This is a genomic window from Pseudomonas sp. Marseille-Q1929, from assembly GCF_017316265.1.
In the GTDB taxonomy this organism is placed as follows: Bacteria; Pseudomonadota; Gammaproteobacteria; order Pseudomonadales; family Pseudomonadaceae; genus Aquipseudomonas.
This window is the reverse complement of the sequence record NZ_JAFLWU010000005.1, coordinates 95,581-120,824: the sequence shown is the minus strand read 5'-3', so window position 1 is coordinate 120,824 and position 25,244 is coordinate 95,581. Positions and strand designations below refer to the sequence as shown.

The 25,244-nt window shown below is 61.4% G+C and carries 17 protein-coding genes; 7 read left to right on the top strand and 10 right to left on the bottom strand.

Annotation, left to right across the window (positions count from 1 at the left end):
• Positions 1 to 283: 283 nt before the first annotated feature.
• On the top strand, positions 284 to 1,054 hold the full coding sequence (locus J1G37_RS08995; RefSeq protein ID WP_207041231.1) for a ParA family protein: 771 nt from the start codon (positions 284 to 286) through the stop codon (positions 1,052 to 1,054).
• Positions 1,055 to 1,517: 463 nt separating this feature from the next.
• A complete protein-coding gene (locus tag J1G37_RS08990; protein ID WP_124525478.1) occupies positions 1,518 to 1,727 on the top strand; it encodes a DUF6124 family protein in 210 nt (69 codons plus the stop codon).
• Between the two features lie 99 nt (positions 1,728 to 1,826).
• Here the strand turns inward: J1G37_RS08990 and trxC are convergent, their stop codons facing one another.
• From trxC to J1G37_RS08965, 5 genes are all read right to left on the bottom strand, one after another.
• Positions 1,827 to 2,261: a thioredoxin TrxC gene (gene trxC, locus J1G37_RS08985; protein WP_207041229.1), complete on the bottom strand. Its 435-nt coding sequence runs from the start codon at positions 2,259 to 2,261 to the stop codon at positions 1,827 to 1,829.
• Positions 2,262 to 2,286: 25 nt separating this feature from the next.
• A complete protein-coding gene (gene selO / locus J1G37_RS08980) occupies positions 2,287 to 3,750 on the bottom strand; it encodes a protein adenylyltransferase SelO (RefSeq protein WP_017734884.1) in 1,464 nt (487 codons plus the stop codon).
• A gap of 48 nt (positions 3,751 to 3,798) precedes the next feature.
• The gene (gene mscK, locus J1G37_RS08975; RefSeq protein WP_207041227.1) at positions 3,799 to 7,137 is read right to left on the bottom strand and encodes a mechanosensitive channel MscK; all 3,339 of its coding nucleotides are present in this window, start codon (positions 7,135 to 7,137) and stop codon (positions 3,799 to 3,801) included.
• A 49-nt stretch (positions 7,138 to 7,186) separates the two neighbouring features.
• Positions 7,187 to 8,929: a potassium/proton antiporter gene (locus J1G37_RS08970; RefSeq protein WP_207041225.1), complete on the bottom strand. Its 1,743-nt coding sequence runs from the start codon at positions 8,927 to 8,929 to the stop codon at positions 7,187 to 7,189.
• 217 nt (positions 8,930 to 9,146) lie between these two features.
• A complete protein-coding gene (locus J1G37_RS08965) occupies positions 9,147 to 10,772 on the bottom strand; it encodes a methyl-accepting chemotaxis protein (protein ID WP_207041223.1) in 1,626 nt (541 codons plus the stop codon).
• 266 nt (positions 10,773 to 11,038) lie between these two features.
• On the opposite strand from J1G37_RS08965, the gene J1G37_RS08960 reads away from it, so the two are divergent.
• Both J1G37_RS08960 and J1G37_RS08955 read left to right on the top strand, forming a co-directional pair.
• Positions 11,039 to 11,269 (top strand): hypothetical protein, encoded by a 231-nt coding sequence (locus J1G37_RS08960; RefSeq protein ID WP_207041221.1) that lies wholly within the window; start codon positions 11,039 to 11,041, stop codon positions 11,267 to 11,269.
• A complete protein-coding gene (locus tag J1G37_RS08955; RefSeq protein WP_124525485.1) occupies positions 11,266 to 11,559 on the top strand; it encodes a cell division protein ZapA in 294 nt (97 codons plus the stop codon). Before J1G37_RS08960 ends, J1G37_RS08955 begins: the two co-directional genes overlap by 4 nt.
• Here J1G37_RS08955 and J1G37_RS08950 read toward each other — a convergent pair.
• Together J1G37_RS08950 and putA are read right to left on the bottom strand one after the other, a co-directional pair.
• On the bottom strand, positions 11,556 to 13,358 hold the full coding sequence (locus J1G37_RS08950) for an acyl-CoA dehydrogenase (RefSeq protein WP_207041219.1): 1,803 nt from the start codon (positions 13,356 to 13,358) through the stop codon (positions 11,556 to 11,558). The genes J1G37_RS08955 and J1G37_RS08950 overlap by 4 nt on opposite strands.
• A 230-nt stretch (positions 13,359 to 13,588) precedes the next feature.
• Positions 13,589 to 17,542: a trifunctional transcriptional regulator/proline dehydrogenase/L-glutamate gamma-semialdehyde dehydrogenase gene (putA, locus tag J1G37_RS08945; protein ID WP_207041218.1), complete on the bottom strand. Its 3,954-nt coding sequence runs from the start codon at positions 17,540 to 17,542 to the stop codon at positions 13,589 to 13,591.
• 459 nt (positions 17,543 to 18,001) lie between these two features.
• Here putA and putP point away from each other — a divergent pair, with 459 nt between their 5' ends.
• Entirely contained in the window at positions 18,002 to 19,486 is a 1,485-nt protein-coding gene (putP, locus tag J1G37_RS08940; RefSeq protein WP_207041217.1) for a sodium/proline symporter PutP, read from the top strand.
• Positions 19,487 to 19,578: 92 nt separating this feature from the next.
• On the opposite strand, the gene J1G37_RS08935 is transcribed toward putP, so the two are convergent.
• Both J1G37_RS08935 and J1G37_RS08930 read right to left on the bottom strand, forming a co-directional pair.
• Positions 19,579 to 19,968, bottom strand: a complete 390-nt coding sequence (locus J1G37_RS08935) for a hypothetical protein (RefSeq protein WP_207041216.1) — start codon at positions 19,966 to 19,968, stop codon at positions 19,579 to 19,581.
• The gene (locus J1G37_RS08930) at positions 19,958 to 20,905 is read right to left on the bottom strand and encodes a hypothetical protein (protein WP_207041215.1); all 948 of its coding nucleotides are present in this window, start codon (positions 20,903 to 20,905) and stop codon (positions 19,958 to 19,960) included. Before J1G37_RS08930 ends, J1G37_RS08935 begins: the two co-directional genes overlap by 11 nt.
• Before the next feature lie 319 nt (positions 20,906 to 21,224).
• Between J1G37_RS08930 and J1G37_RS08925 the strand changes: the two genes are divergently transcribed.
• Positions 21,225 to 23,228 carry a type VI secretion system tip protein VgrG gene (locus tag J1G37_RS08925; RefSeq protein ID WP_207041214.1) on the top strand — a complete coding sequence of 668 codons (2,004 nt, stop codon included), beginning with the start codon at positions 21,225 to 21,227 and terminating at the stop codon, positions 23,226 to 23,228.
• A 5-nt stretch (positions 23,229 to 23,233) separates the two neighbouring features.
• Positions 23,234 to 23,917, top strand: a complete 684-nt coding sequence (locus J1G37_RS08920; protein WP_207041213.1) for a DUF4123 domain-containing protein — start codon at positions 23,234 to 23,236, stop codon at positions 23,915 to 23,917.
• Here J1G37_RS08920 and J1G37_RS08915 read toward each other — a convergent pair.
• A complete protein-coding gene (locus J1G37_RS08915; RefSeq protein WP_207041212.1) occupies positions 23,903 to 25,180 on the bottom strand; it encodes an O-acetylhomoserine aminocarboxypropyltransferase/cysteine synthase family protein in 1,278 nt (425 codons plus the stop codon). The genes J1G37_RS08920 and J1G37_RS08915 overlap by 15 nt on opposite strands.
• Between the last annotated feature and the right edge of the window lie 64 nt (positions 25,181 to 25,244).

Sequence of the window (25,244 nt, the reverse complement as noted above, 5' to 3'; positions counted from 1 at the left end):
ACAATGGCCGAATGGCGCGCATTATCCCGGTGCTGCGGGCTTCTAGCAAACTTTGGTAATGAATTGTTCAAGGTTGATTACAAATGACTGGTAAAGATTTACAGATTGTCGGCTACCCGGGTTCAGATTGGATTGTCAGATCGTTCTGTTTAATTTGTCGGCGGCAGATGACAGTCAGCGCTTCAATCGCCTGTGATGCTGTAAGTGCATGGATGAACAAGGTAGCTAACAGGCGCTTTTGCCCTCTACACTCGGGCATTCATTGATACACGGAGGTTTTTCCATGCGGCGTGTGGTGTTCAATCAGAAAGGCGGCGTTGGCAAGTCCAGCATTGCCTGCAACCTGGCGGCGGTCAGCGCCAGCGAAGGCTATCGAACCCTGTTGGTGGACCTCGATGCACAAGCCAACTCAACCCAGTACCTCACCGGGCTGACGGGCAACGACATCCCCATGGGGATCGCGGATTTTTTCAAGCAAACCCTGTCTTCCGGGCCGTTTTCGAAGAAGAACAAGGTGGATATCTACGAAACGCCCTTCGACAACCTGCACGTGGTCACCGCCACCGCCGAGCTGGCGGACTTGCAGCCCAAGCTTGAGGCCAAGCACAAGATCAACAAGCTGCGAAAGCTGTTGGACGAGTTGAGCGAAGATTACGACCGGATTTACCTGGACACCCCGCCGGCGTTGAACTTTTACGCGGTTTCGGCGTTGATTGCCGCTGATCGCGTGCTGATCCCCTTCGATTGCGACAGCTTCTCGCGCCAGGCGCTGTACGGCTTGCTGGCTGAGATTGAAGAGTTGAAGGAAGACCACAACGAAGGGCTTGAAGTGGAAGGCATCGTGGTCAACCAGTTCCAGGCCCGCGCGACGCTGCCGCAGCAGATGCTCGACGAGTTGATTGCAGAGGGTTTGCCGGTGCTGCCGGTGTACCTGGCCAGCTCCGTGCGCATGCGCGAGTCGCACCAGGAGAGCAAGCCGCTGATCCACCTGGACCCACGGCACAAGCTGACCCAGCAGTTTGTGGAGTTGCATAACTTGCTGGAAAGCGCCTGATCTCGAATGCCACACCATTCCCCTGTGGGAGCTGGCTTGTCGAATCGTCGCACCGCTGCGATAGCTGTAGTGAATTCAACACTGTCATCGCAGGCAAGCCAGCTCCCACATTTTTTATTGCATTCCAGAACGGGATTTGGATATGTCCTACTGATGCTGTAGGACAGGTCTGGCAATAGGGGTTAAGCCTTGTATCGTTGCCTACGCGTACGCCAGAATCCGCCGGCTTGTGCGTCTGGAGGGGTGTCTCTTAAGGTTCTCGGGCCGCTGAATTCTCAGTGGTCGGGTTTAGTAGCCCAATCAAACGACAGCATGTGCAAGGCTCCAAAATCTTATGGTAGCTGTGCGCAGGGCACCTTCGGGTGCGCCGGTTTTGCTTTCGTTCCCGGTCTACTAACCTGCGTACAGCTGCCGCCCTCGTTTAGTAGCGAATAGGTGGTGGCCCTATCAGAGAACGAAAAGCATGTTATTCACCATAACCCCCAATCTGCCCACCGAAACCCTCGTCCTCAACAGCTACGAAACCTTCTCCTCCGTGCGCACCCTGCTGCTCAACCTGTCCAACGACCTCACCGGCGAACACCGCGACGTGGCCCTGGCGATCCACCAATTAAGCGAGCTAGGTGTACTGCTGGTCGGCCAGATGATGGACCGCGAAGCCCCACTGCCCTAAACCTGCAATGCGATCAATGTGGGAGCTGGCTTGCCTGCGATGGCAGTGTTGAATTCACTACAGCCATCGCAGGCAAGCCAGCTCCCACATTTGACCGAGTTAAACGCCCTGGCTGCGTAACCAGGCCATCAACTGCGGCAACGGAAACGCCCCGCTCTGGCGCGCCACTTCGCGGCCGTTCTTGAACAGGATCAAGCTGGGAATCGAACGAATCCCCAACTGCGCCGACAGCTGCTGATTGGCTTCACTGTCCAGCTTGGCCAGCCGGCACTTGCCCTCCAACTGCCCAGCCGCCTGCTCAAACACCGGGGCGAACGATTTGCAGGGCCCACACCAGTCGGCCCATACATCCACCAGCAACGGCAGGTCGCCCTTGATCTGGCTGGCGTAGTCGCCTTGCTTCAGTTCGAAAGGCTTGCTCAGTAAGACCGGCTGCTTGCAGCGCCCGCATTTGGGCGCGTCACCCAGGCGTTCGCCGGGGATGCGGTTGAGGCCGTTGCAGTGAGGGCAGGGGATGACGAGAGGGTCGGACATGAGGGCTCCTACAGTAATTGAAAGGTTACGACGAACAACTAATCTCCAAATGCTTACCCCAATCCGGCGGCCGCTGCGCGTACTGCTCCATCCCCGGTTGTTCCTCAAACGGCTTGCTCAGTACTTCATGCAGCCGCCGCACTTCACTGTAATCCCCAGACTCGGCGGCGGTGATGGCGTTCTGCGCCAGGTAGTTGCGCAGGATGTACAGTGGGTTCACCGCGTGCATCCGCTCGCGGCGCTGTTCCTGGCTGTAATCGCCATCCCGTTCTACGCGGGCCTTGTACAGGTCGGCCCAGGTATCAAACCCGGCCATGTCGACAAAATCATCACGCAGCTTCGCCACGGCCAGTGCTGCTGATTCATCCCCTAGGCGGCGGAAGAACAAGGTGTAATCCACGCCGCTGTTCTGCATCAGCTTCAGCAGGCGCTCCACCAGCTTCTGGTCATCGTCTTCGGCGGTGGTAAGCCCCAATCGGCGGCGCATCAAGTCCAGGTAATTGGCCTGATACAGCGGCAGGTATAGGCCAAGCGCTTCCTTCAACGCATCCACGCTGATAAACGGCGTCAACGCTTGCGCCAGTGCGCTGAGGTTCCACTGCCCGATTGGCACCTGGTTGCTGAAGGAATAGCGTCCTTCATGATCGGAATGGTTGCAGATGAAGTGCGCGTCAAAATCATCCAGGAATGCAAACGGCCCGAAGTCGAAGGTGATGCCCAGGATCGACATATTGTCGGTGTTCATCACCCCGTGGCAGAAGCCGTAAGCCTGCCATTTGGCGATCAGCTCGGCGTTACGCTCGACGATTTCGCGGAACATCGCCAGGTACGGCTCAGGCTGCTCGCGACATTCAGGGTAGTGGAGATTGAGCACGTGCTCAGCCAACAGCGCCTGCTGCTCGGGTTTTTTGGTGTAGTAGAAATATTCGAAATGCCCGAAGCGGATATGGCTCGGCGCCATGCGCAACACCATCGCGCCGCGTTCCTGTTTCTCACGCCACACCGGGGTGTCGGAGCCGATCACGCACAGGGCACGGCTGCTCGGGATGCCCAGCGCGTGCAGAGCCTCGGACGCGAGGAACTCACGGATTGAAGAGCGCAGCACCGCGCGCCCATCGCCCATGCGCGAGTATGGCGTCTGCCCGGCGCCCTTGAGGTGCAGGTCCCAGTGCTCGCCGGCGGCGTTGTACACCTCGCCCAGCAACAACCCGCGACCATCACCGAGCTGCGGCGTGTAGCCGCCGAACTGATGCCCGGAATAGACCATCGCCCGTGGCTCCGCTTCTGCCCACAGCTTGTGCCCGCCGAACAGCTCGGCGAATACCGGCGTCTCGGCCACGGCCGGGTCGAGGTCGAGCAGAGCCATGGCGGCATTGCTGGCGACCACCAGTCGGGGGGCGTCGAGGGGTTCGGGCAGGACGTGGGTTGAGAACGCGTCGCCCAAGCGTGCGAAGCGGTTGTCGAAGGTCAGTTCGTCGAGGGCTTTCACCGGCCATCTCCAGCAGAATGTCCGAGCATTCTGCTGGGGATAGCGCGGTTAGTCGAGTTTGCTCGGCGGTGGCTCGGTGACGCCGCCGTCGTTGGCGGGCTTGGCCGGGCTGTCGACTTCCACCAGTTTGTATTCCTGGCCGTGGAGGTTCTTGAGGTAGACCTCCATCTGGCGGAACGAAATGTTGATGTGGTGGTTCTTGAACTCGCGGTTGATAAAGCGGTTCACCTCGTCGATCACCGGGTTGCGGTCACCGAGGTCGCGCACGTGCATGCGCAGTTCGTGGTCGAGGGTGCTTTCGCCGAAGTTGAGGAAGTACACGTGGGGTTCGGGTTCTTTGAGGACGCGCGGGTTTTCCCTGGCGGCCTTGAGTAAGAGTTCCTTCACCAGATCCAGGTCAGAGCCGTAGTCCACGCCCAGTTTCAGGGTGACGCGGGTGATGGTGTCGGTCAGCGACCAGTTGATCAGTTGCCCGGTAATGAACGTCTTGTTGGGGACGATAATGTCCTTGCGGTCAAAATCGGTGATCGTCGTCGCGCGGATGCGGATCTTGCTCACCGTACCCGACAGGTTGCCGATGGTGATGGTGTCGCCGATCCGTACCGGGCGTTCGAACAGGATCATGATGCCGGAGATAAAGTTGGCGAAGATCTCCTGCATGCCGAAACCCAACCCCACCGACAGCGCCGCCACCAGCCATTGCAGCTTGTCCCAGCTCACGCCGAGGGTGGACAGCGTCGACACAAAGCCGACGCCGGCAATCACGTAGGACAGCAACGTGGTGGTCGCGTACGCGCTGCCCTGGGCCAGGTCCAGTTTGGAGAGCACCAACACTTCCAGCAAGCCCGGTAGGTTGCGCGCCAGGGCGAAGGTGATGCCGATGATGATCAGGGCGCCGAGCAGGTCGCCGATGCTGATCGGCACCATGCTGATATTGGCTCCCGTGCCGCTGGTGTATTCGTACAGCGTGACGTTATCCAGATACGAAAACACCGAGATCAGGTCCGACCACACCCAGTACAGCGCCGCGATAAAGCCGCCGAGCAAGGCCAGGCGGATCAGGCGCATGGACTGTTCGTTGACCTGCTCGATGTCCAGGGTCGGTTCTTCGATCACTGTTTCGCCGTCACCGGCTTCCTTGGCCGCCTGGCGTTTGGCCAGGGCGCGCGCATAGGCCAGACGCCGTGCGGCAACGCCCAGGCCACGCACGAAGGTGGCTTCGATCACCAGCCAGAACATCAGCAGGTACAGGGTGTTGATCAAGCGGTCGCTGAGCTTGAGTGCGGTGTAGTAGTAGCCAAAACACACGGCGATAAACAGCGCGATGGGCAGGGCGGTGAACAGCACACCGACGGCTTTGCGGAACAGCGAGGCCTTTTCGTGGGCTGGGCTGTGCAGCAACAGGCGGCCCAGCAGCCAGGCCATCAGCGCGTAGCACAGCAGCACCACGCCGATGCCCAGCACGTCGTCGGCCAGCGCTGCCGGTTGATGCTCGGCGATGGCCACCACGGCCACCAGCGCCAGCACCACCAGGCCGAGCTTGCGCACCCAGCCCTGGAGGAATTCGACCTGGGGTTTTTCCCAGCGGAAATGCAACTCGGCCACGCCGCCCGGCGCAAGGATGCGGTAGGCGGTGTAGAACACCATCCATGCCTGGGCGATCTGCAACAGCGCCGCGCCGAGGTTGGCGTTCTGCCCACGGGCGTCGATCTGCAGCGCATAGCCGCACAGCGCCAGGCCCAGGGACACCGGCATCGCCAGCAGGATATTGATCAGGATGGCCTGGGGCGTGTGCCACTGGCTGTCGCGCTTGAAGTGGCCGATGTCCTGGTGGACTTTGTTCAGGCGCTGATACAGGTTTTTACGCCGCCACAGCAGCGCGCCAATCAACAGCAGCAGCGGCAGGAACAGCAGCGGGCGCTGGGTCAAACCGTCGTAAAGCTCGCTGACACTGGACGCCCAGGGCAGGGTGGTGACCTGCTTGCTCAGGTGCGCCGGCACGGTTTCCAGCCACTCGGTGTCCAGCGGCTTGTTGCTGGGGATCCAGAACATCTGCTCGTCGAGCGTCGCGCGCAGCGTGGTGGCGGTGCTCAGCAATTGTTTCTGGTTGAGTTGCAGGGTGATCGATTCATTCAGCAGCGCGCTCAGTTCGCGGCTCAGGCGCTCCAGCAGGTCGCTGCGGGTAATCGCCAGTTCCAGCAAGGTACGGCGCAGTTGTGGGGTGACATCTTCCGGCGCCTGGTTGGCCAGGAGGTTATCCACATAGGTGCTCGGCGAGCTGATCAGCTCCCGTTGCTGGTTGACCTCGAACTGGTACAGGCGAATGTTGGCGATGTCGTCCGCCAGGTCGCGGTCCACGGTGAGGCGCGGCAGGGCCTGTTTCTGTTTATAGAGGATCTTCGACAGCAGCAGGCTGCCCTTGAGCACGTTGATCTGCTCGTCCAGGGCGGCGTCGCTCTGGGTCACGGTGTCCAGTTGCTGCTTGGTTTGCAGGTTCTTCTGGGTCAGGTCGTTGAGGCGGTCGGTGCTTTTGAGCAGGTAGTCGGAGAGCTTCAGGTTGGCCGCGCTTTCGGTGGCCAGGATGCTGCTACCGCCAGCCTTTTGCGCTTCGATGGACTGTTGCGTCACAGTTTGCTGCGATTGCGCCAGGCGTTTCTGGTTGATCAGGGTTTGCAGGTCCTGAATTTCTTGCTCCAGGCGCGCGGTTTTTTCCACCACCAGATCGTGCTGGCTGTTGCCCAGGTCTTGCAACTGGCTGTTGCCGGCCAGTTCCTGGCGGCGCAGGGGGATCAGCGCATTGAGGGCGGCGAGTTCGGCGTTCAGTTGGTTGCGCTGGTCGCTGCTGAGGGTTTTACCGTTGTCCTTGCCGGCCTTGAGGATCGAATTGATCTGCAGGATGCGCGTCTGGCTGCTGCTGATTTCGGTCTGGGCGCGTTCGGGGCGGGTCTGGGCGGCGATAGTCAGGCTATTGGCGTCGGCCAGGTCTTTTTGCAGGTCGCCTTGCTGGGTGGTGCGCTGCACCAGCAATTGCTCCAGCTGCGGCACGGGCAGGCTGGCATAGCGTTGGGCCACCGGGACGACTTTGGTGGCCTTGAGCCGGGTCAGTTCGCGCTGGTTTTCGACGGTCTGGCGCGGCGCGTCTTCGAGCTGGCGCTTGAGGTCCGCCAGGCGCTGCTCGTAATCCTGCTTGTTGCCCAGGTAGGTGAGGGTCTGTTGCAGGATGTTCTGTAACGCCTTCATGTCGGCGTCGGGCAGCTTGCGGTCGGGCAGCTTGTCCAGGGATTGCTGGATAGCGTCGGCGCTGGGCGGGTCGGCCGCGTGGACGGTGCCGACACAAAGGGTCAGGCCCAGCAGGGCAGTGGCGAGGAACGTGCGCAGGATTGGCATAGAGACCGGTCGTGCAAGGTGAAGAATCGGGGCGTTGTCGCCCCGCAGTTTAGAGGAAGAGTCCGGGGCCCGGGCGACTTCCTTCGGGGAATCTGACGCCCACTTTGCCGATCTTGTTCCCGTCCATGACTGCGACGGTCCAGATGGTGTTGTTCCATTCCACCTGGTCGCCGACGATGGGCGCGCCGCCGACTTTCTGGGTGATGAAGTTGCTCAGGGGCATATCCGGGTCGATGCCTTCCAGCTTCAGGCCGTACAGGGCGGAGACCGCGCCCAGTTGGGCGTCGCCTTCCAGTACGAAGTCGCCGAAGAAGCGCAGGTCGAGGCCGCGTTGCGGCGCCTGGCTGAACAGTTTGCCCAGGGCCGGCAGGTTGTGTTCGTGGCCGATCACGCAGAGCAGGTCGCCGACTTCCAGCACCGTACTACCCGACGGATGGAGCAGTTGCTGGCCACGGAACAGCGCGGCGATCCGCGTGCCTTCGGGCATTTTCAGTTCGCGCAGGGCCGCACCGATGCACCATTTTTCGGCGCCGAGGCGGTACACGAACAGCTCCCACTCGCTGGTGACGTGCACTTCCAGGGCCGCACGGGAGATGGGCGCCGGGTCCGGCGGGACGGTCACTTTCAGCAGTTTGGCCACCCACGGCAGGCTGGTGCCTTGTACCAGCAGCGAGACCAGCACGATAAAGAACGCCAGGTTGAAGTACAGCTGCGCATGGGGCAGCCCGGCCATCAGCGGGAACACCGCGAGAATGATCGGCACCGCGCCGCGCAAACCCACCCAGGCAATAAAGCCTTTTTCCCGGCCATGGAACGCCTTGAACGGCAGCAGGCCGACGATCACCGACAGTGGTCGCGCAAACAGGATCATCCACAGCGCCAGGCCCAGGGCCGGCAGGGCAATCGGCAGCAAGTCATGGGGCGTGACCAGCAGGCCCAGCACCAGGAACATGCCGATCTGCGCCAGCCAGGCCATGCCGTCGAGCATATGCAAAATGCCATGACGGCTGCGCACCGGGCGGTTGCCGATCACCAGGCCGCACAGGTACACGGCGAGGAAGCCGCTGCCGTGCAGGGCGTTGGTCACGGCGAACACGAACAGGCCGCCGGCGATCACCAGGATCGGGTACAGGCCGGTGGCCAGGTTGATGCGGTTGACCATTTGCAGCATCAGCCAGCCGCCGCCCAGGCCGACGACGCCGCCGATACCGAATTCGCGCACCAGGTGAGTCAGCAGGCTCCAATGCAGGCCGGTCTGGCCGCTGGCGAGCATGTCGATCAGGGTCACGGTGAGGAACACCGCCATCGGGTCGTTGCTGCCGGATTCGATTTCCAGGGTGGCGGTCACCCGTTCGTTGAGGCCCTTGCCGCCCAGTAGCGAGAACACCGCCGCGGCGTCCGTGGAACCGACGATGGCGCCGATCAGCAAACCCTGGATGATATTCAGGTCAAACAGCCAGGCCGCCGCCATGCCGGTGAGGCCGGTGGTAATCAACACCCCCACCGTGGCCAGCGACAACGCCGGCCAGAGCGCCACGCGGAAACTCGCCACCCGCGTGCGCAAACCGCCGTCGAGCAGGATCACTGCAAGGGCGAGGTTGCCCACCAGGTAGGCGGTCGGGTAGTTGTCAAAGATGATGCCGCCGCCATCGACGCCGGCGACCATGCCCACGGCCAGGATGATCACCAGGATCGGGATGCCCAGGCGGGACGAAAGAGAACTCACCAGAATGCTCGCACTCACCAGCAACGCGCCGATCAAGAACAGGCTGTTGATGGTCGTCGCATTCAAAGGCAGTACTCCATGGGCAAACAAGACGGGGCGCAAACTGACCATGCAGTCTGCGTGCCAGCGATTCTAACCTGTTGAATTGCTGCGCTGTCAAAAGATCGTTCCCACGCTCTGCGTGGGAATGCCTCGTTGGACGCTCTGCGTCCGCTCTGGGGCGTGACGCGGAGCGTCACAGGCCGCATTCCCACGCGGAGCGTGGGAACGATCAGTGTGTCAGTTAGAGGCGGAAACGGCTCACCATCCCATTCAGATCCACCGCCAAGCGCGACAACTCATTGCTCGCCGCACTGGTCTGGCTGGCACCCGTCGCCGATTGCACCGACAGATCGCGGATGTTCACCAGGTTACGGTCCACTTCCCGCGCCACTTGCGCCTGTTCTTCCGCCGCGCTGGCGATCACCAGGTTGCGCTCGTTGATCTCGACAATCGCAGTATTGATGGTGTCCAGCGACAACCCCGCGCCTTTGGCGATGTTCAGCGTCGATTCCGCACGTTCGGTGCTGTTGCGCATCGAATCCACGGCGTGCTCGGTGCCGGCCTGGATGCTGCCGATCATCCGCTCGATCTCGCTGGTGGACTGCTGGGTGCGGTGGGCCAGTGCGCGTACTTCGTCGGCGACCACGGCAAAACCACGCCCGGCTTCACCGGCGCGGGCGGCTTCGATGGCGGCGTTGAGGGCCAGCAAGTTGGTCTGGTCGGCTAGGCCGCGAATCACGTCCAGCACCTTGCCGATATCCCGCGACTCATTGGCCAGGTCGCCAATCAGCGTGGCGGTGGCTTGCACATCGCCGCTCATGCGTTCGATGGCGCTGACGGTCTCTTGCACCAAATCACGGCCGTCACCGGCAGAGGTGGTGGCGTTGCGCGAGGCTTCAGACGTGCTCACCGCATTGCGTGCGACTTCTTCCACGGCGCTGGTCATCTCGTTGACGGCAGTGGCGGCTTGTTCGATCTCGTTGTTTTGCTGGGTCAGGCCACGGGCGCTTTCGTCGGTGACGGCGTTCAGCTCTTCGGCAGCCGAGGCCAGCTGGGTGGCGGAACCGGCGATGCGTTGCAGGGTGTCGCGCAGCTTGTCCTGCATCTTGGCCATGGCGGCCAGCAGACGCCCGGCTTCGTCGTTGCCATCGACCTTGATCGGGCGCGTGAGGTTGCCTTCGGCGACTTCTTCGGCGGCTTCCAGGGCTTGGGAAATCGGCAGGGTGATGCTGCGGGTCAACAGCCAGGCGAACAGCACGGTCAATGCGGTTGCGAGGATCAGCAGGCCGACGACCAGCTTGAAGGCCAGGTCGTATTGGTCCTTGGCTTCTTGGTTGGTGACCAGGGCCATGTTGTTGTTGATATCCAGCAAGCGCGCCAGCACGGCGTTGACCTGCTCGGAGTTACTCAGCAACTCGGTGTTGATCAGCGTGCGCAGGGCGTCGACCTGATTGGCCTGGGACAGGCTCTTCATGCGCGACTCGATCTGGCGGTACTGGCCCAACAGGCTCACATACTCATCGTAGGCGGCGCGTTCTTCACGACTGTCGATCAGCTTTTCATAAATGCTCTGGGCGGCGCGGATCTGCTGGTCGCGCAGCTCGAAGGTGTCCAGGGTCTTTTGCTGCACATCCGGCTCGCGGTTGGTCAGCAGGCGGTATGACAGCACGCGCAGGCGCAGGGTCAGTTGGGTGAACTCGTCGAGGGCGCGAATGCTCGGCACGCTGGACAGGGTGATGTCTTCGGCGGCGCCGCGGATCTTGCTCATCTGGTTCAGGGCGAACACACCGAGAAACAACATGAGTGCGCCGATAAACGCGAAGCCCATAAAGGCGCGCGGCGCGATATTCATATTACGAAGGGACATGCTGGAATCCTGGGGAGAAGCGCGATCCGTGCGGCCATGAGAGGGGGGATGCTTCTCTATCGGTCGTACGACTAAAGTCTAAAGGGGGGCGTGCGTTTTTGTCGCATCCGATGAGCTTCAGGAACCAGATCGGCGAATTGCAGTCACTAAGGCTCGAAAGTGCGGCCCGGCCCTTAACAATCGGGCTGCGCGCCGGGGATAACCCTGGCATCCGAGGTGAATTTTCTTTATCGTCACCGCCCTTTGAAAATGCCCGAGAAATCAAAATGTTAGAAGCATCCCTCAGCCAATTGGAACAACTGGTCAGCGACCTGGTACAGCAAAATCAGGATCTGCTGGGCAGCAACGAATCCCTCAAGGCCGAACTGGCCCGTGCCAAGGATGAGAACGACAGCCTGCAATTGAACCTGATGGAGCAGGAAGAAAAACAAGGCGCGACCGCTGCCCGTATCCAGGCGCTGGTTGAGCGCGTGAGCGCAGGTCCTGTCGGCGCATGAATGAAGGGATAAAGGTCGTTTCGATTCTCGGAGAGGATTACTCGATCAAGGCGCCAGCCGGGGAAGACAAAACCCTGATGCACGCCGTGACCATGCTCAAGGCCTCCCTGGCCACCACCAAGAAGAAGTACCCGACGCTGATCGGGGACAAGTTACTGGTGCTGGCGGCGCTGAACCTGTGCGCCGAGCAGATCGAAATGCAGCAGGCGCACCAAGAGGAACTCGACCGTTACCAAGAGCAAGTCAGCGCCACGGTCGATGTGATTTCTAAGGCGATCGGACAGCCTTAGAACCATTCGTCCTGCATCGCGAGGCACGTATCATCGCGTGTCTCCAGAATCGCCAGTTCATGATGGCAGCCCGGTACTTCCCAGGTCAGGAAGTAGCGGGCGGCCTGGAGCTTGCCTTTATAGAAGGCCGCGTCGGCCGCATTGCCCTTGGCCAGCCCTTCTTCGGCGCGAATCGCTTGTTCCAGCCAGCGCCAGCCAATCACCGTATGCCCAAACACCTTCAAGTACAGTGCCGAGTTCGCCAGGCTGCTGTTGACCTTGCCCTGGGCGAGATCCGTGAGCAGGCCGAGGGTGACGCTTTGCAGGCGGTTGACCAGGTGTTCCAGAGGTTCCCGTAGTGCGGTCAGCGTCGGGTATTCCTGCGCCCGGGCGCCGGTCTCGGCGATCAGTCTGATGAGTTGTTTCAAGCCTGCGCCGCCGTTTTGCGCCAGCTTGCGCCCCAGCAAGTCCAGGGACTGGATGCCGTGGGTGCCTTCATGGATCGGGTTCAGGCGGTTGTCGCGGTAGTACTGCTCCACCGGGTATTCGCGGGTGTAGCCGTGGCCGCCGAGGATCTGGATCGCCAGTTCGTTGGCCTTGAGGCAGAACTCCGACGGCCAGGATTTGACGATGGGTGTGAGCAAGTCCAGTAGTTCGTGGGCCTGTTTGCACTCGGCTTCGGTGGCCAGGGTGGTGGTGTCGTCGAACAGGCGCGCGGCGTACAGGCCGAGGTCAAAGGCGCCTTCGACGTAGGCTTTTTGTGTGAGCAGCATGCGTTTTATGTCCGCGTGCTGAATGATTGAAACCGGTGCCGTCGTCGGATCTTTGCTGTCTGGCAGGCGGCCCTGCGGGCGTTCGCGGGCGTATTCCAGCGAATACAGGTAGCCGGCGTAACCCAGCATCACCGCGCCCATGCCCACGCCGATGCGCGCTTCGTTCATCATCTGGAACATGCAACTCAAGCCCTGGTGCGGCTTGCCCACCAGATAGCCGACACAGTTGCCGTTATCGCCGAAGTTCAGTGCCGTAGACGTGGTGCCGCGCCAGCCCATCTTGTGGAACAGCCCGGCCAGCACCACATCGTTGCGCTCCCCCAGGCTGCCGTCGTCGTTGACCAGGAACTTGGGCACGATAAACAGCGAAATGCCCTTCACCCCTGCCGGCGCGTCCGGCAGCTTGGCCAGCACCATGTGCACGATGTTTTCCGACAGCGGGTGGTCGCCGCCGGAGATGAAGATCTTATTGCCCTTGAGTCGATAGGTGCCGTCAGCCGCCGGTTCTGCGCGGGTACGAATATCCGACAGGGACGAACCGGCATGGGGTTCGGTCAGGGCCATGGTGCCGAAGAAGCGCCCGTCGATCATCGGTTGCAGGAAGCGTTGTTTCTGCTCATCGGTGCCGAAGCTCTCAATGAGGTTGGCGGCGCCCATGGTCAGAAACGGGTAGGACGTGGAGGCGGCGTTGGCGGATTGGAAATGCGCGAAACATGCCTGGGAGAGCAGGGTGGGCAACTGCATGCCACCCGCTTCGAAACTGCGCGCGGCGTTGAGGAAGCCGGCTTCGAGGAAGGCATCGACGGCGGGTTTCACTTCCGGGATCAGGATGGCCTTGCCGTCCTCAAAGCGTGGTTCGTTCTCGTCGTTCTTGCGGTTATGGGGGGCGAAGTACTTTTCTGCGATGCTGCGCGCGGTGCTGATGGCCGCGTCGAAAGTTTCCCGATTGTGCTCGGCAAACCGCTCACGCTGGGTCAGGCCCTCGGCATCGAGGACTTCGTACAGCTCGAAAGCCAGATTGCGGGAACTGAGCAGCGTCTCGGACATGGCGGCTTACCTATGTGGGAATAGGGCCGAGTCTAAGTGCGCAAATGGAGGGTGGATAGCAAGATTGATTTGGGTGATGGAACTGCAAAACGCGGACGCAAGAGGGAAGCACGGTCCAAATGTGGGAGCGGGCTTGCTCGCGAATGCAGAGTGTCAGTCACTGAATTATTGACTGACCCACCGCATTCGCGAGCAAGCCCGCTCCCACATTTGTGACCGCGTTGCGCCAGTTAGCCGATGGTCATCAGGCTAGCGTTACCGCCCGCTGCCGCGGTGTTAACGCTCAACGCCCGCTCGATCACCAGGCGCTCCAGCGCAATCGCCGTCTCGCCTTGGGACAAACCATGCACCCCGACAATCGCGCCACTGCGCTGCGCCACTTGCTGGCACACCGCACGCAGTTGGTCGGAATCACCGTGGTGCAGGACCGCATCAAACACCACCTCGTCCTTGGTCCAGTCAGCCACACGCTTGATCTTCGCCTGAATCTCTTTAGGCAGGCGTGGGAACACGGCCTTGGTCAAGTCAGTCTCTGGCCATACCGCCGAACCGCCTACCGCCAGTACGGCGGCCAGTTGGGTCAGCAGGTCGCTTTCCACGTCTGCCAGGCACAATACGTGCTCGCGGGGCAGGATGGCGTAGCTGTTGCGCTCGCCGGTCGGGCCAGCCAGTTGGCGAGTGATACCGCTTTGGGATTGCGCGGCGAACTGGTCGCACAGAGCGCTCAGGTCGCTGAGTTTATGGCTGTCGGCCCAGGTTTTCAGGGCGGTCAGCGGTTGGCTCATGGCGTCACGCAGGCGCAGATCCGGTGCGGCCAGTTTGTCGCCCCGTGCGAAGGATTGCTCGATGGCATCCGTAGGACGAGTCGAGAGCAGGCGGTACAGGTACAACGGACCACCGGCTTTCGGGCCAGTGCCCGACAAGCCTTCGCCGCCGAACGGCTGCACACCGACCACGGCGCCGACGATGTTGCGGTTTACGTAGACGTTACCGGCATGGACGTTGTCGATCACCTTGGCGATGGTCTCGTCGATACGGGTGTGCACGCCCAGGGTCAAGCCGTAGCCCGATGCGTTGATCTGGCCGATGAGTTGGTCGATCTCTTTGCGCTTGTAGCGCACCACGTGCAGCACCGGGCCGAAGATCTCGCGTTGCAGTTCGTCGAAGCTTTCCAGTTCGATCAGGGTCGGCATCACGAAGGTACCGCGCTTGATCTCTTCGCCGTCGGCAATCGCCACCTGGTACACATTGCGGCCTTTGTCGCGCATGGCCTGGATGTGTTTCTCGATGCCGGCCTTGGCTTCGGCGTCGATCACCGGGCCGATGTCCACCGACAGGCGCTCCGGGTTGCCCAGGCGGCATTCCGCCATGGCGCCCTTGAGCATTTCGATGACGCGGTCTGCTGAATCTTCCTGCAAGCACAGTACACGCAGGGCCGAGCAGCGTTGGCCGGCACTGTCGAAGGCCGAGGACACCACGTCGATGACCACTTGTTCGGTCAGCGCAGAAGAGTCGACGATCATCGCGTTCTGCCCGCCGGTTTCGGCGATCAGCGGGATCGGCCGGCCCTGGGCATCCAGGCGCCCGGCGACATTGCGTTGCAGCAGGCGCGCCACTTCGGTGGAACCGGTGAACATCACGCCTTTGACGCGATCATCACCCACCAGGCGGGCACCCACGGTTTCGCCCTGGCCCGGCAGCAATTGCAGCACGCCTTCCGGGATGCCGGCTTCCAGCAGGATGCGCACGGCTTGTGCGGCGACCAGCGGGGTTTGCTCGGCCGGCTTGGCCAGTACCGGGTTGCCGGCGGCCAGCGCAGCGGCAACCTGGCCGCTGAAGATCGCCAGCGGGAAGTTCCACGGGCTGATGCAGACGACTGGGCCTAGGGGGCGGTGAGCGTCGTTGGTGAAATCATTGCGTGCCTGCACCGCGTAGTAGCGCAGGAAGTCCACCGCTTCACGTACTTCGGCGATGGCGTTGGCAAAGGTCTTGCCGGCTTCGCGGGCCAGCAGGCCCATCAGCGGTTGGATCTCGCCTTCCATCAGGTCGGCGGCGCGCTCCAGGATCGCCGCACGTTCGGCGGGCGGGGTGGCCTGCCAGATCGGGCCGGCGTTGATGGCGCATTGGATGGCGTTATCCACGTCTTCGACGGTGGCTTCTTGCACGTGGCCGACCACATCACGCAGGTCGGACGGGTTCAGCACCGGTGCGGCGGGTTGATTGCTGGCAGCGCAACCGAGCATCGGCGCGGCTTTCCAATTGTTGTGGGCCGTTGCCAGTAGGGCGCAGGACAGCGACGCCAGGCGGTGTTCGTTGGCCAGGTCGATACCGGCCGAGTTGGCGCGGTCGCTGCCGTACAGGTCGCGCGGCAATGGAATACGCGGGTGCGGCAGACCGAAGCCGCCTTCCAGCGTGGCCATTTGCTCGATGCTGGCCACTGGATCGGCCACCAGCTCCTGAATCGAGATGGATTGGTCGGCAATACGGTTGACGAACGAGGTGTTGGCGCCGTTTTCCAGCAGGCGACGCACCAGGTAAGCCAGCAGTGTCTCGTGGGTGCCGACCGGAGCGTACACGCGGCACGGACGGTTCAGCTTGCCATCGGAGACCTTGCCTACAACCTGCTCGTACAGCGGTTCACCCATGCCGTGCAGGCATTGGAACTCGTACTGGCCGGGGTAATAGTTCTGACCGGCGATATGGTAAATGGCCGACAGGGTATGGGCGTTGTGCGTGGCGAACTGCGGGTAGATGACTTCCGGTACCGACAGCAGTTTGCGTGCGCAGGCGATGTAGGAAACGTCGGTGTACACCTTGCGGGTGTACACCGGGTAGCCTTCCAGGCCTTCGACCTGGGCGCGCTTGATCTCGCTGTCCCAGTACGCGCCTTTGACCAGGCGGATCATCAGGCGGTGGCGGCTGCGGCGCGCGAGGTCGATGACGTAGTCGATCACATACGGGCAACGCTTCTGGTAAGCCTGGATGACGAAACCGATGCCGTTCCAGCCGGTCAGTTGCGGCTCGAAGCACAGGCGTTCCAGCAGGTCCAGGGACAGTTCCAGGCGGTCGGCTTCTTCGGCGTCGATGTTCAAACCGATGTCGTATTGCTTGGCCAACAGGGTCAGGGACAGCAGGCGCGGGTACAACTCGTCCATCACGCGCTCGTACTGCGCGCGGCTGTAACGCGGGTGCAGGGCCGAGAGCTTGATGGAGATGCCCGGGCCTTCATAAATCCCACGGCCGTGAGAGGCTTTGCCGATGGAGTGAATGGCTTGCTCGTACGAGGCCAGGTACTTCTGCGCATCGTGTTCGGTGAGTGCGGCTTCACCGAGCATGTCGTAGGAATAGCGGAAGCCCTTGGCTTCGAACTTGCTCGCATTGGCCAGGGCTTCGGCGATGGTTTCGCCGGTGACGAACTGCTCGCCCATCAGGCGCATGGCCATGTCGACGCCCTTGCGGATCATCGGCTCGCCGCTCTTGCCGATGATGCGGCTCAGGGACGAGGTCAGGCCCGCCTCGTTATGGGTGGCGACCAGCTTGCCGGTCAGCAGCAAGCCCCAAGTGGCGGCGTTGACGAACAGCGATGGGCTGTTGCCCAGGTGCGGCTGCCAGTTGCCGGTGCTGATCTTGTCGCGGATCAGTGCGTCGCGAGTGCCCTTGTCCGGGATCCGCAGCAGCGCTTCGGCCAGGCACATCAGTGCCACGCCTTCCTGGGACGACAGGGAAAATTCTTGCAGCAGGCCCTGAACAATACCGGCACGGCCGCCGGCGCTCTTCTGATTGCGCAGTTTTTCGGCAATCGAGGCGGCCAGCTTGTTGGTGGCTTCGGCCATCGGCGCCGGCAGGCGAGCCTGTTCGATCAGCATCGGCACCACTTCCGGCTCAGGGCGACGGTAAGCGGCGGTGATCGAGGCGCGCAGCACGGATTGCGGCAGGATGCTCTCGGCGAACTCCAGGAAGCACTGGTGGGCGTGGTCGGTCTGCACCTCGCCGGCGTCGTCAGCGTCCTTGTTGCTCAAGCCATTGAGTTCGGTCAGGGTTGCACCACCCTCCAGTTTCTCCAGGTAATTGAAAATCGCCTGCTTGATCAGCCAGTGCGGCGTGCGATCAATGGAGGTCGCGGCAGCCTTCAGGCGTTCGCGGGTCGGGTCGTCGAGTTTGACCCCAAGGGTGGTCGTAGCCATTTTCTTATCCTCATGGGTGCCACTACCGAGTGGCATCAGCTGGCGGCAAGATTAGCTTTGCCCATGCAGAGGTGCAACCGGGTGCAACCCTTTTCTGCATGAAATTTTCGAAGGAGGGCATGAGAAAAAATGGCCCTCGACAGAATCCGCTCTGTGGTGGTGCATTTACTTCTGAGATCGGCTGTTCTTGCTCCGAAAAGGAGCAAGAACGGGGTGTTTTGGGTAATTCACACTTGGGTGCAACTTATTCTCACGAAACTGGTTGCACCTTATTTGCTTTGTTGAATAGCATTCGCGGCCAAGGTGCAACCACCTCCACGAGTCGGTTCATCGGCTGACGGCTTTCCTGGGGAAACGTCAGTCATAAATGCGCGGCACGCAGTTACGTCTACCTACTTGCAGTGGGTGGCCGTCTGACAGACCGCCGCTACATAAAAACAAAGCCAGGGCGTCACTCATATGAGCGTAAGTAATCCAACCCTGATCACGTTTGTGATCTACATCGCAGCAATGGTGCTGATTGGCTTCATGGCCTATCGCTCCACCAACAACCTTTCCGATTACATCCTCGGCGGTCGCAGCCTCGGTAGCGTGGTCACGGCCTTGTCGGCCGGTGCTTCGGACATGAGCGGCTGGTTGTTGATGGGCTTGCCCGGCGCGATCTACATGTCCGGCCTGTCGGAAAGCTGGATCGCCATCGGCCTGATCGTCGGTGCTTACCTCAACTGGCTGTTCGTGGCCGGTCGCCTGCGGGTACAGACCGAACACAACGGCGACGCCCTGACCCTGCCGGATTACTTCTCCAGCCGTTTCGAAGATAAAAGCGGCCTGCTGCGGATCATCTCCGCCGTGGTGATCCTGGTGTTCTTCACCATCTACTGCGCCTCCGGCATCGTCGCCGGTGCCCGCCTGTTCGAAAGCACCTTCGGCATGTCCTACGAGACGGCGCTGTGGGCCGGTGCTGCCGCGACTATTGCCTACACCTTCGTTGGTGGTTTCCTGGCAGTGAGCTGGACAGACACCGTACAAGCCACGCTGATGATCTTCGCGCTGATCCTTACGCCGATCATCGTGCTGCTGGCCACCGGTGGCGTTGATACCACCTTCCTCGCCATCGAAGCGAAAAACCCTGACAACTTCAACATGCTGAAAAACACCACCTTCATCGGCATCATTTCGCTGATGGGCTGGGGCCTGGGTTACTTCGGCCAGCCGCACATCCTCGCGCGTTTCATGGCGGCGGATTCGGTGAAGTCGATCGCCAACGCGCGCCGCATCTCCATGACCTGGATGATCCTGTGCCTGGCCGGTACCGTCGCGGTAGGTTTCTTCGGTATCGCCTACTTCTCGGCGCACCCGGAAGTCGCAGGTCCAGTCAACGAGAACCACGAGCGTGTGTTCATCGAACTGGCCAAGCTGCTGTTCAACCCGTGGATTGCTGGCGTGCTGCTGTCGGCCATCCTGGCTGCCGTGATGAGCACCTTGAGCTGCCAACTGTTGGTGTGCTCCAGCGCGCTGACCGAAGACTTCTACAAGACCTTCCTGCGCAAAAACGCCTCCCAGGTTGAGCTGGTATGGGTCGGCCGCCTGATGGTGCTGGTGGTTGCCCTGATCGCCATCGCCATGGCCGCCAACCCGAACAACCGCGTACTCGGCCTGGTGAGCTACGCCTGGGCCGGTTTCGGCGCAGCGTTCGGCCCTGTGGTGCTGATCTCGGTGATCTGGAAAGGCATGACCCGCAACGGCGCCCTGGCCGGCATCCTGGTCGGCGCGATCACCGTGATCGTGTGGAAACACTTCGAACTGCTGGGCCTGTACGAAATCATCCCGGGCTTCATCTTCGCCAGCCTGGCGATCTACTTCGTGAGCAAGCTGGGCGCACCGACTGCCGGTATGGTCGAGCGTTTTGATGCGGCGGAGAAGGACTACAACCTCAACAAGTAAAACTCGCCTGTTGAGTTGAGAAAACGGCCCGCGTCCTTTGGATGACGGGCCGTTTTTTTTTGGGGGGGGGCTGGAGGTGAAAATGCGCCGGGTTACAGGCTCAGTTGATCGCTGAAATGAAAGATCATCGCACTCACTGCGCCGATTAGCCCGATAAGAGCTGTTCCGTGAAGGGCAAATTTCAGGCTGCGGGGAAACTCTGCGACTTGTTTTACGTTGATGACACCTCGTCTTGCATTCCACCTCGGTAGCGCAATTGCTACATAGACCGCACACAGTCTGGATAATCTTCCTCGTAGGCTGTTGCCCCAAAGACGTTTGTAATTAGTCAGGAGGCTGCATTGGTCCAAGCGCCGCTCCATCGACTCCAATTTTCGATAGGCCAGAAAGATGTCAAGCGAGACTGCTAGAAGCATTGAGGCTGCCGAACCCAATGCTATTTGGTCTTTGGTAGGGAGGTTAAGTATGTACTCAATACTCATACAGTACCTCTCCGGCGGCTGCGCCAATCTCGCTGCCCCAATTGCCGAAAGCCGCGCCCATTGCGCCGCCTGCTATCAAAACACAGCTCAGGGCGAGCGGCCCGGTTGTCGGAGCCATTACCGCTATACACAAGCCCATTCCCATCTGGCCTCCAATAATTCCTCCTGCTACACCAAAGGTTAATTTACCGGCTTCCACATACTTCGCTTTTCGGCATTGCTCCCCTCTCCCGGTAGAACACGCCTCCTTGATCTCCAGCGCCGTCGACGCCGTACTCAACGCTATCCCCAGCGGCGTGCCGTGTTTAAGCAGCTTCGCCGTCTTCGAAATTTTGGCAATCGTTTCTGCGTATCGATTTATCTCCCCGGTGTGCAAATAGCTCCTGGTCGATATCCCCAGCATCTTCTTGATCGAACCTTCATTGCGCAGGCCCGTGCCATAACGCGCAAAGCTGCGCATTTGCGCTTCCAGCTTGGCAAACAGCACTTGGCGGCGAGCCAGGAAATCATCTCGTGCAGCTCCACCGCCCCGGCGCAGCGACTGTTTATGCAGGGCCTCGATTTCATCGAGAGTTTTCACGATTTCCTGCAAATGCCGACTCCAGGCATCCCCTGCGGTACCGATCCCCAGCGAAGCGTATCCCAGCAACGTTTGCAGCAAATCATAGTTCTGCAACGCAAAGGCATCCCCGCCATGGGCCATCACGCTATGGCGAATATCCCAAGCCGCGCACATCAGGCGTGACTCCTCCGAGGTGCGGGCGGCAACCGTCTCGTCACCGACGATCACCAGTTGCCCGGGCAGCACCACCACATTGCGGATATGGGTATTCAGCGCGTCAAACTTGGCTTCAGCGTGCTTGCTCAATCGCAAACTCGCCTTGAGTTCCACGGACGTTTGTTGCCGGTGATTGAGAAAACCGTAGGGCTGAGGCATCACAAGCTCCTCCGCGATTCGGTGTAGAAACGACTGGCCATGAACACATTCCTTTTGCATGAACATGGCTGCGAAATTTAATCAGTCGTCAGGACGGCGTCGTGGTTATGCGGGAGGGAATTTGGGGTGGTTTTTTGACTTTGGGAAACGGGCTACACAGCGATGAAAGGCTTCCGTCAGACGCCTGCATTTTTGTGCGAAGAATCCGAGCAAGCGAAACCTAAGCCGTAAGGATTTACTGATTTGTCTGCGCCACGATCAGCAGGGCAAATGCCTGAGGCACTATCCCCCGCCCACTCCCTTCGCAGAGAAACACCGGATGTTCGCTCCTGCCAACCAAAGTGCCTTCAACCTGACCCTGGACGGGGTCGCCAGTGACCTCAAGGTCTATCGCTTCAAAGGTACCGAAGCGCTTAGCCAGCCCTATCGCTTTGACCTTGAGCTGGTCAGCGAACAGCCCGACATCGACCTCGAAGGCCTGCTGCATCGCCCGGTGTACCTGGGCTTCGACGACCAAGGCCACGGTGTCCATGGCCTGGTCTACCGCGTGGCGCAAGGTGATTCCGGGCGGCGCCTGACGCGTTATCAGATCAGCCTCGTGCCACAACTGACCTACCTGGCACACAGCAGCCAGCAACGTATCTTCCAGCACCAGACGGTGCCGCAGATCGTGGCGCAGGTGCTGGTGGGGCAGGGCATCCAGAGCGACCGCTTTGCTTTTCAACTGAGCGGTACTTACCCCGAGCGCGAGTACTGTGTGCAGTTTGGCGAGACTGATCTGGCGTTCATCCAGCGCCTGTGTGCCGAGACGGGCATCCACTATCACTTCCAGCATGCGGCCGATCGGCACCTGCTGGTGTTTGGCGATGACCAGACGGTCTTTGCCCAGGCTGAGCAGCCCACCCCTTACACCCCTGGCTCCGGGATGGTCGCCGACACCCCGGCGATCAAGCGTTTTGCCGTGCAACTGGAGACCCGCACCACGGCGCTGGACCTGCGTGACTACGATTGGCGCAAGCCGCGCCTGGCGTTGGACAGCGCGGCGGTAGGCGAGCAACTGCCGCGCCTTGAGGTGCAGGATTATCCCGGCCACTTCAACGACCGCGCCCATGGCAAGTACCTTGCGCAACGTGGCCTGGAGCGCAGCCGCAGCGACTATGAAATCGCCCGTGGCAGTGGCGACGAGCCGGCGCTGGCCAGCGGCCGTTTCATGCGGCTCAGCGGCCACCCGCGTGAGGCCTGGAATGACTTGTGGCTGGTGACCCAGCTTGTCCACGAGGGCAAGCAGCCCCAGGTGCTGGAGGAAGCGGTCACCGAGCCGGCAGGTGGGGATTTTCGCCAGGGTTATCGCAACACCTTTGTCGCGGCGCCCTGGGAGGCGATCTTTCGCCCGCCATTGCCTGAGCGTCCGAGCATTTCCGGCTATCAGAACGCGGTGGTCACCGGCCCCGCCGACAGCGAAATCCACTGCGACGAATACGGCCGGGTCAAAGTGCAACTGGCCTGGGACCGCAACGGCGAGCACAACGACCATTCCAGCTGCTGGCTGCGGGTTGCCAGCGGCTGGGCCCACGACCGCTATGGCGCGGTGCTGATCCCGCGCGTGGGCATGGAAGTGCTGGTGGGCTTCGTTAATGGCGATATGGACATGCCCTTGGTGATGGGCTGCCTGCCCAATGCGGCGACACCGGTGCCCCTCGACCTGCCGGCAGACAAGACCCGCAGCACGTTCCGCAGCCAGAGCAGCCCCGGTGGTGGCGGCTACAACGAACTGCGCATCGAAGACCGCAAGGGCGCCGAGGAAATCTACCTGCGCGCCCAGCGCGACTGGACCCAACACGTGCTGCATGACCAGCAGGTGCAGGTGGATAACAGGCGTCGGGTCCGGGTGGGTGGCGAATCCCATCATGAACTGCAAGGTGAGGAGCAGCGCATCACCCACGGCAACCGCCTGACCGAACTCAAGCAGGACGATCACCTGGTGGTCGGCGGTTCGCAGCAGATGCGCGCCGGGCGCACCATTCAGATCGGTGCCGGGCACAGTGTGGTCATCGATGCGGGCGCGTCCGTGACGATTCAAGCGGGCGGGCAGTCGATCACGTTGTCGGCGGGCGGGATTTTCAGCAGCGTGCCGATCCAGCTTGGCGGTGCGCCCGTTGCGGCCGCTGCACCGCTGATGCCGGGAGTGAAAGAGACACTGCTGGCGGTCATACCCGCACCGTTGAGCCGCGCGCAAGTGGCCAGCCTCAAGCGCAGCGCGCCGTTTTGCGAAGAGTGTGAGCGCTGCAAGAACGGCCTGTGCGCCAACCCAGAATGGATGTAACGACGATGCATCAAACCTTGCTTCCCGGTGAACAACTCTTCGCCATCGTGGGCGCGGCCAGCGACGCCAAGCCGCTGACGGGGTGGCGAACCCATGCAGGCGCATCCGCGCTGCACCCCGTTTGGGCCGGCACGGCCTATGCGTCATGGGAGGAGGTCATGCCCTACGTCGCCATCGTCGAGCGTGGCAGTGCGTTCCTTGATTGGGTGGCCTCCACCGCATCCACCGATTGGGGTTGGCTGGCCGTCTCGTCCAGCCCGTTGGACACGGTGATCGCGCACCTGCAAAGCCTGACCAAGGTGTACCTGCCGGAGGGGCAGTCGGTGTTCTTGCGCTTCTGGGACGGCGCCCAGATGTTGCCGATCATTCAGCAATCGGGTGGGGAGATATTGCCGGTGTTCCAGCGCTACCTGATCAATGGCCAAGCGCTGAGCGTGGCGACAGGCGCGGTGACGGCCGCCCAAGCCAGCCCATGGTGGCAAGTGCCGGCGTCGTTAATGGCGCAGTTGGCCGGCCAATCACCGCAGACACTGATCGACAACCTGCTGCAATGGCTCGAAGAGCAGCGCCCCGACCTCTGCTCTGCCTTCACGCCGACGACCTTGCGGCACAAGGTCGCCCGCTTCGTGCAAATTTCGCCCATCAGCCATGCAGCGCTGGCCGACTACATCGCCTCAGAGCTGGGGTGAGCCCAGGGCCTGCTGCAAGTCGTCGATCAGGTCTTCAATCGCTTCGATGCCCACCGACAGGCGGATCATCTCCGGTCTCACCCCGGCCTTGGCCTGCTCTTGTTCGTTCATCTGCCGATGGGTGGTGGAGGCCGGGTGGCAGGCCAGGGACTTGGCATCGCCGATATTCACCAGGCGCTTGAAGATTTGCAGCGCGTCGTAGAAGCGCACACCGGCTGCATAGCCGCCCTTCAAGCCAAACGACAGGATCGCCGAGGGTTTGCCCTGCAGGTATTTCTGTGCCAGGGCGTGGTGCGGATGATCCGGCAGGCCGGCGTAGCTGACCCATTCCACTTCGCGATGGCCTTGCAGGAACTGCGCGACCTTCAACGCGTTTTCGGTGTGGCGCTCCATGCGCAGCGCGAGGGTTTCCAGGCCTTGCAGCAGCAGGAAGGCGTTCATCGGCGCCAGCGCCGCGCCGGTATTGCGCAATGGCACGGTGCGGGCGCGGGCGATAAAGGCCGCGGGGCCGAATTTTTCTGTGTAGACCACGCCGTGATAGGCCGGCTCGGGGTTGTTGAGGCCGGGGAATTTTTCCGGGTAATCGGTCCAGGGGAAGGTGCCGCTGTCGACAATCACGCCGCCCAGGGAGTTGCCATGGCCGCCGATGTACTTGGTCAGCGAATGCACGACGATGTCGGCGCCGAACTGGATCGGCTTGCACAGGATCGGCGTGGCCACGGTGTTGTCGACCATCAACGGCACGCCACGGGCATGGGCGACGTCGGCCAGGGCTTGCAGGTCGATGATGTTGCCCGCCGGGTTGCCGATGCTTTCGCAGTACACCAGCTTGGTGTTGTCGTCGATCAGCTCGGCGATGGCTTGCGCGGAGTCGTCACGGGCGAAGCGCACGTCCACGCCAAAGCTCGGTAGCAAGTGCGCGAACAGGGTGTAGGTGCCGCCGTAGAGCTGTGGGGTGGTGACGATATTGTCACCGGCACGCGTCAGCGTCTGGATCGCATAGTGGATCGCCGCGCTGCCGGCCGACACGGCCAGGGCCGCAATCCCACCTTCGAGTGCGGCGATGCGCTGCTCCAGCACGTCGTTGGTGGGGTTCATGATGCGCGTGTAGATATTGCCGGGCACGTCCAGGTTGAACAGGTCGGCACCGTGCTGGGCGTTGTCGAATTCGAAGGCGACGTTCTGGTAGATCGGCACGGCGACGGCCTTGGTGGTGGGGTCCGACTTGAAGCCGTGGTGTAGTGCGATGGTGGCGTCTTTCATGATTGTTATTGACCTCCCTGGATAGTGGATTGCCACAATAAATCTGCACCCACCCAAGCATTTA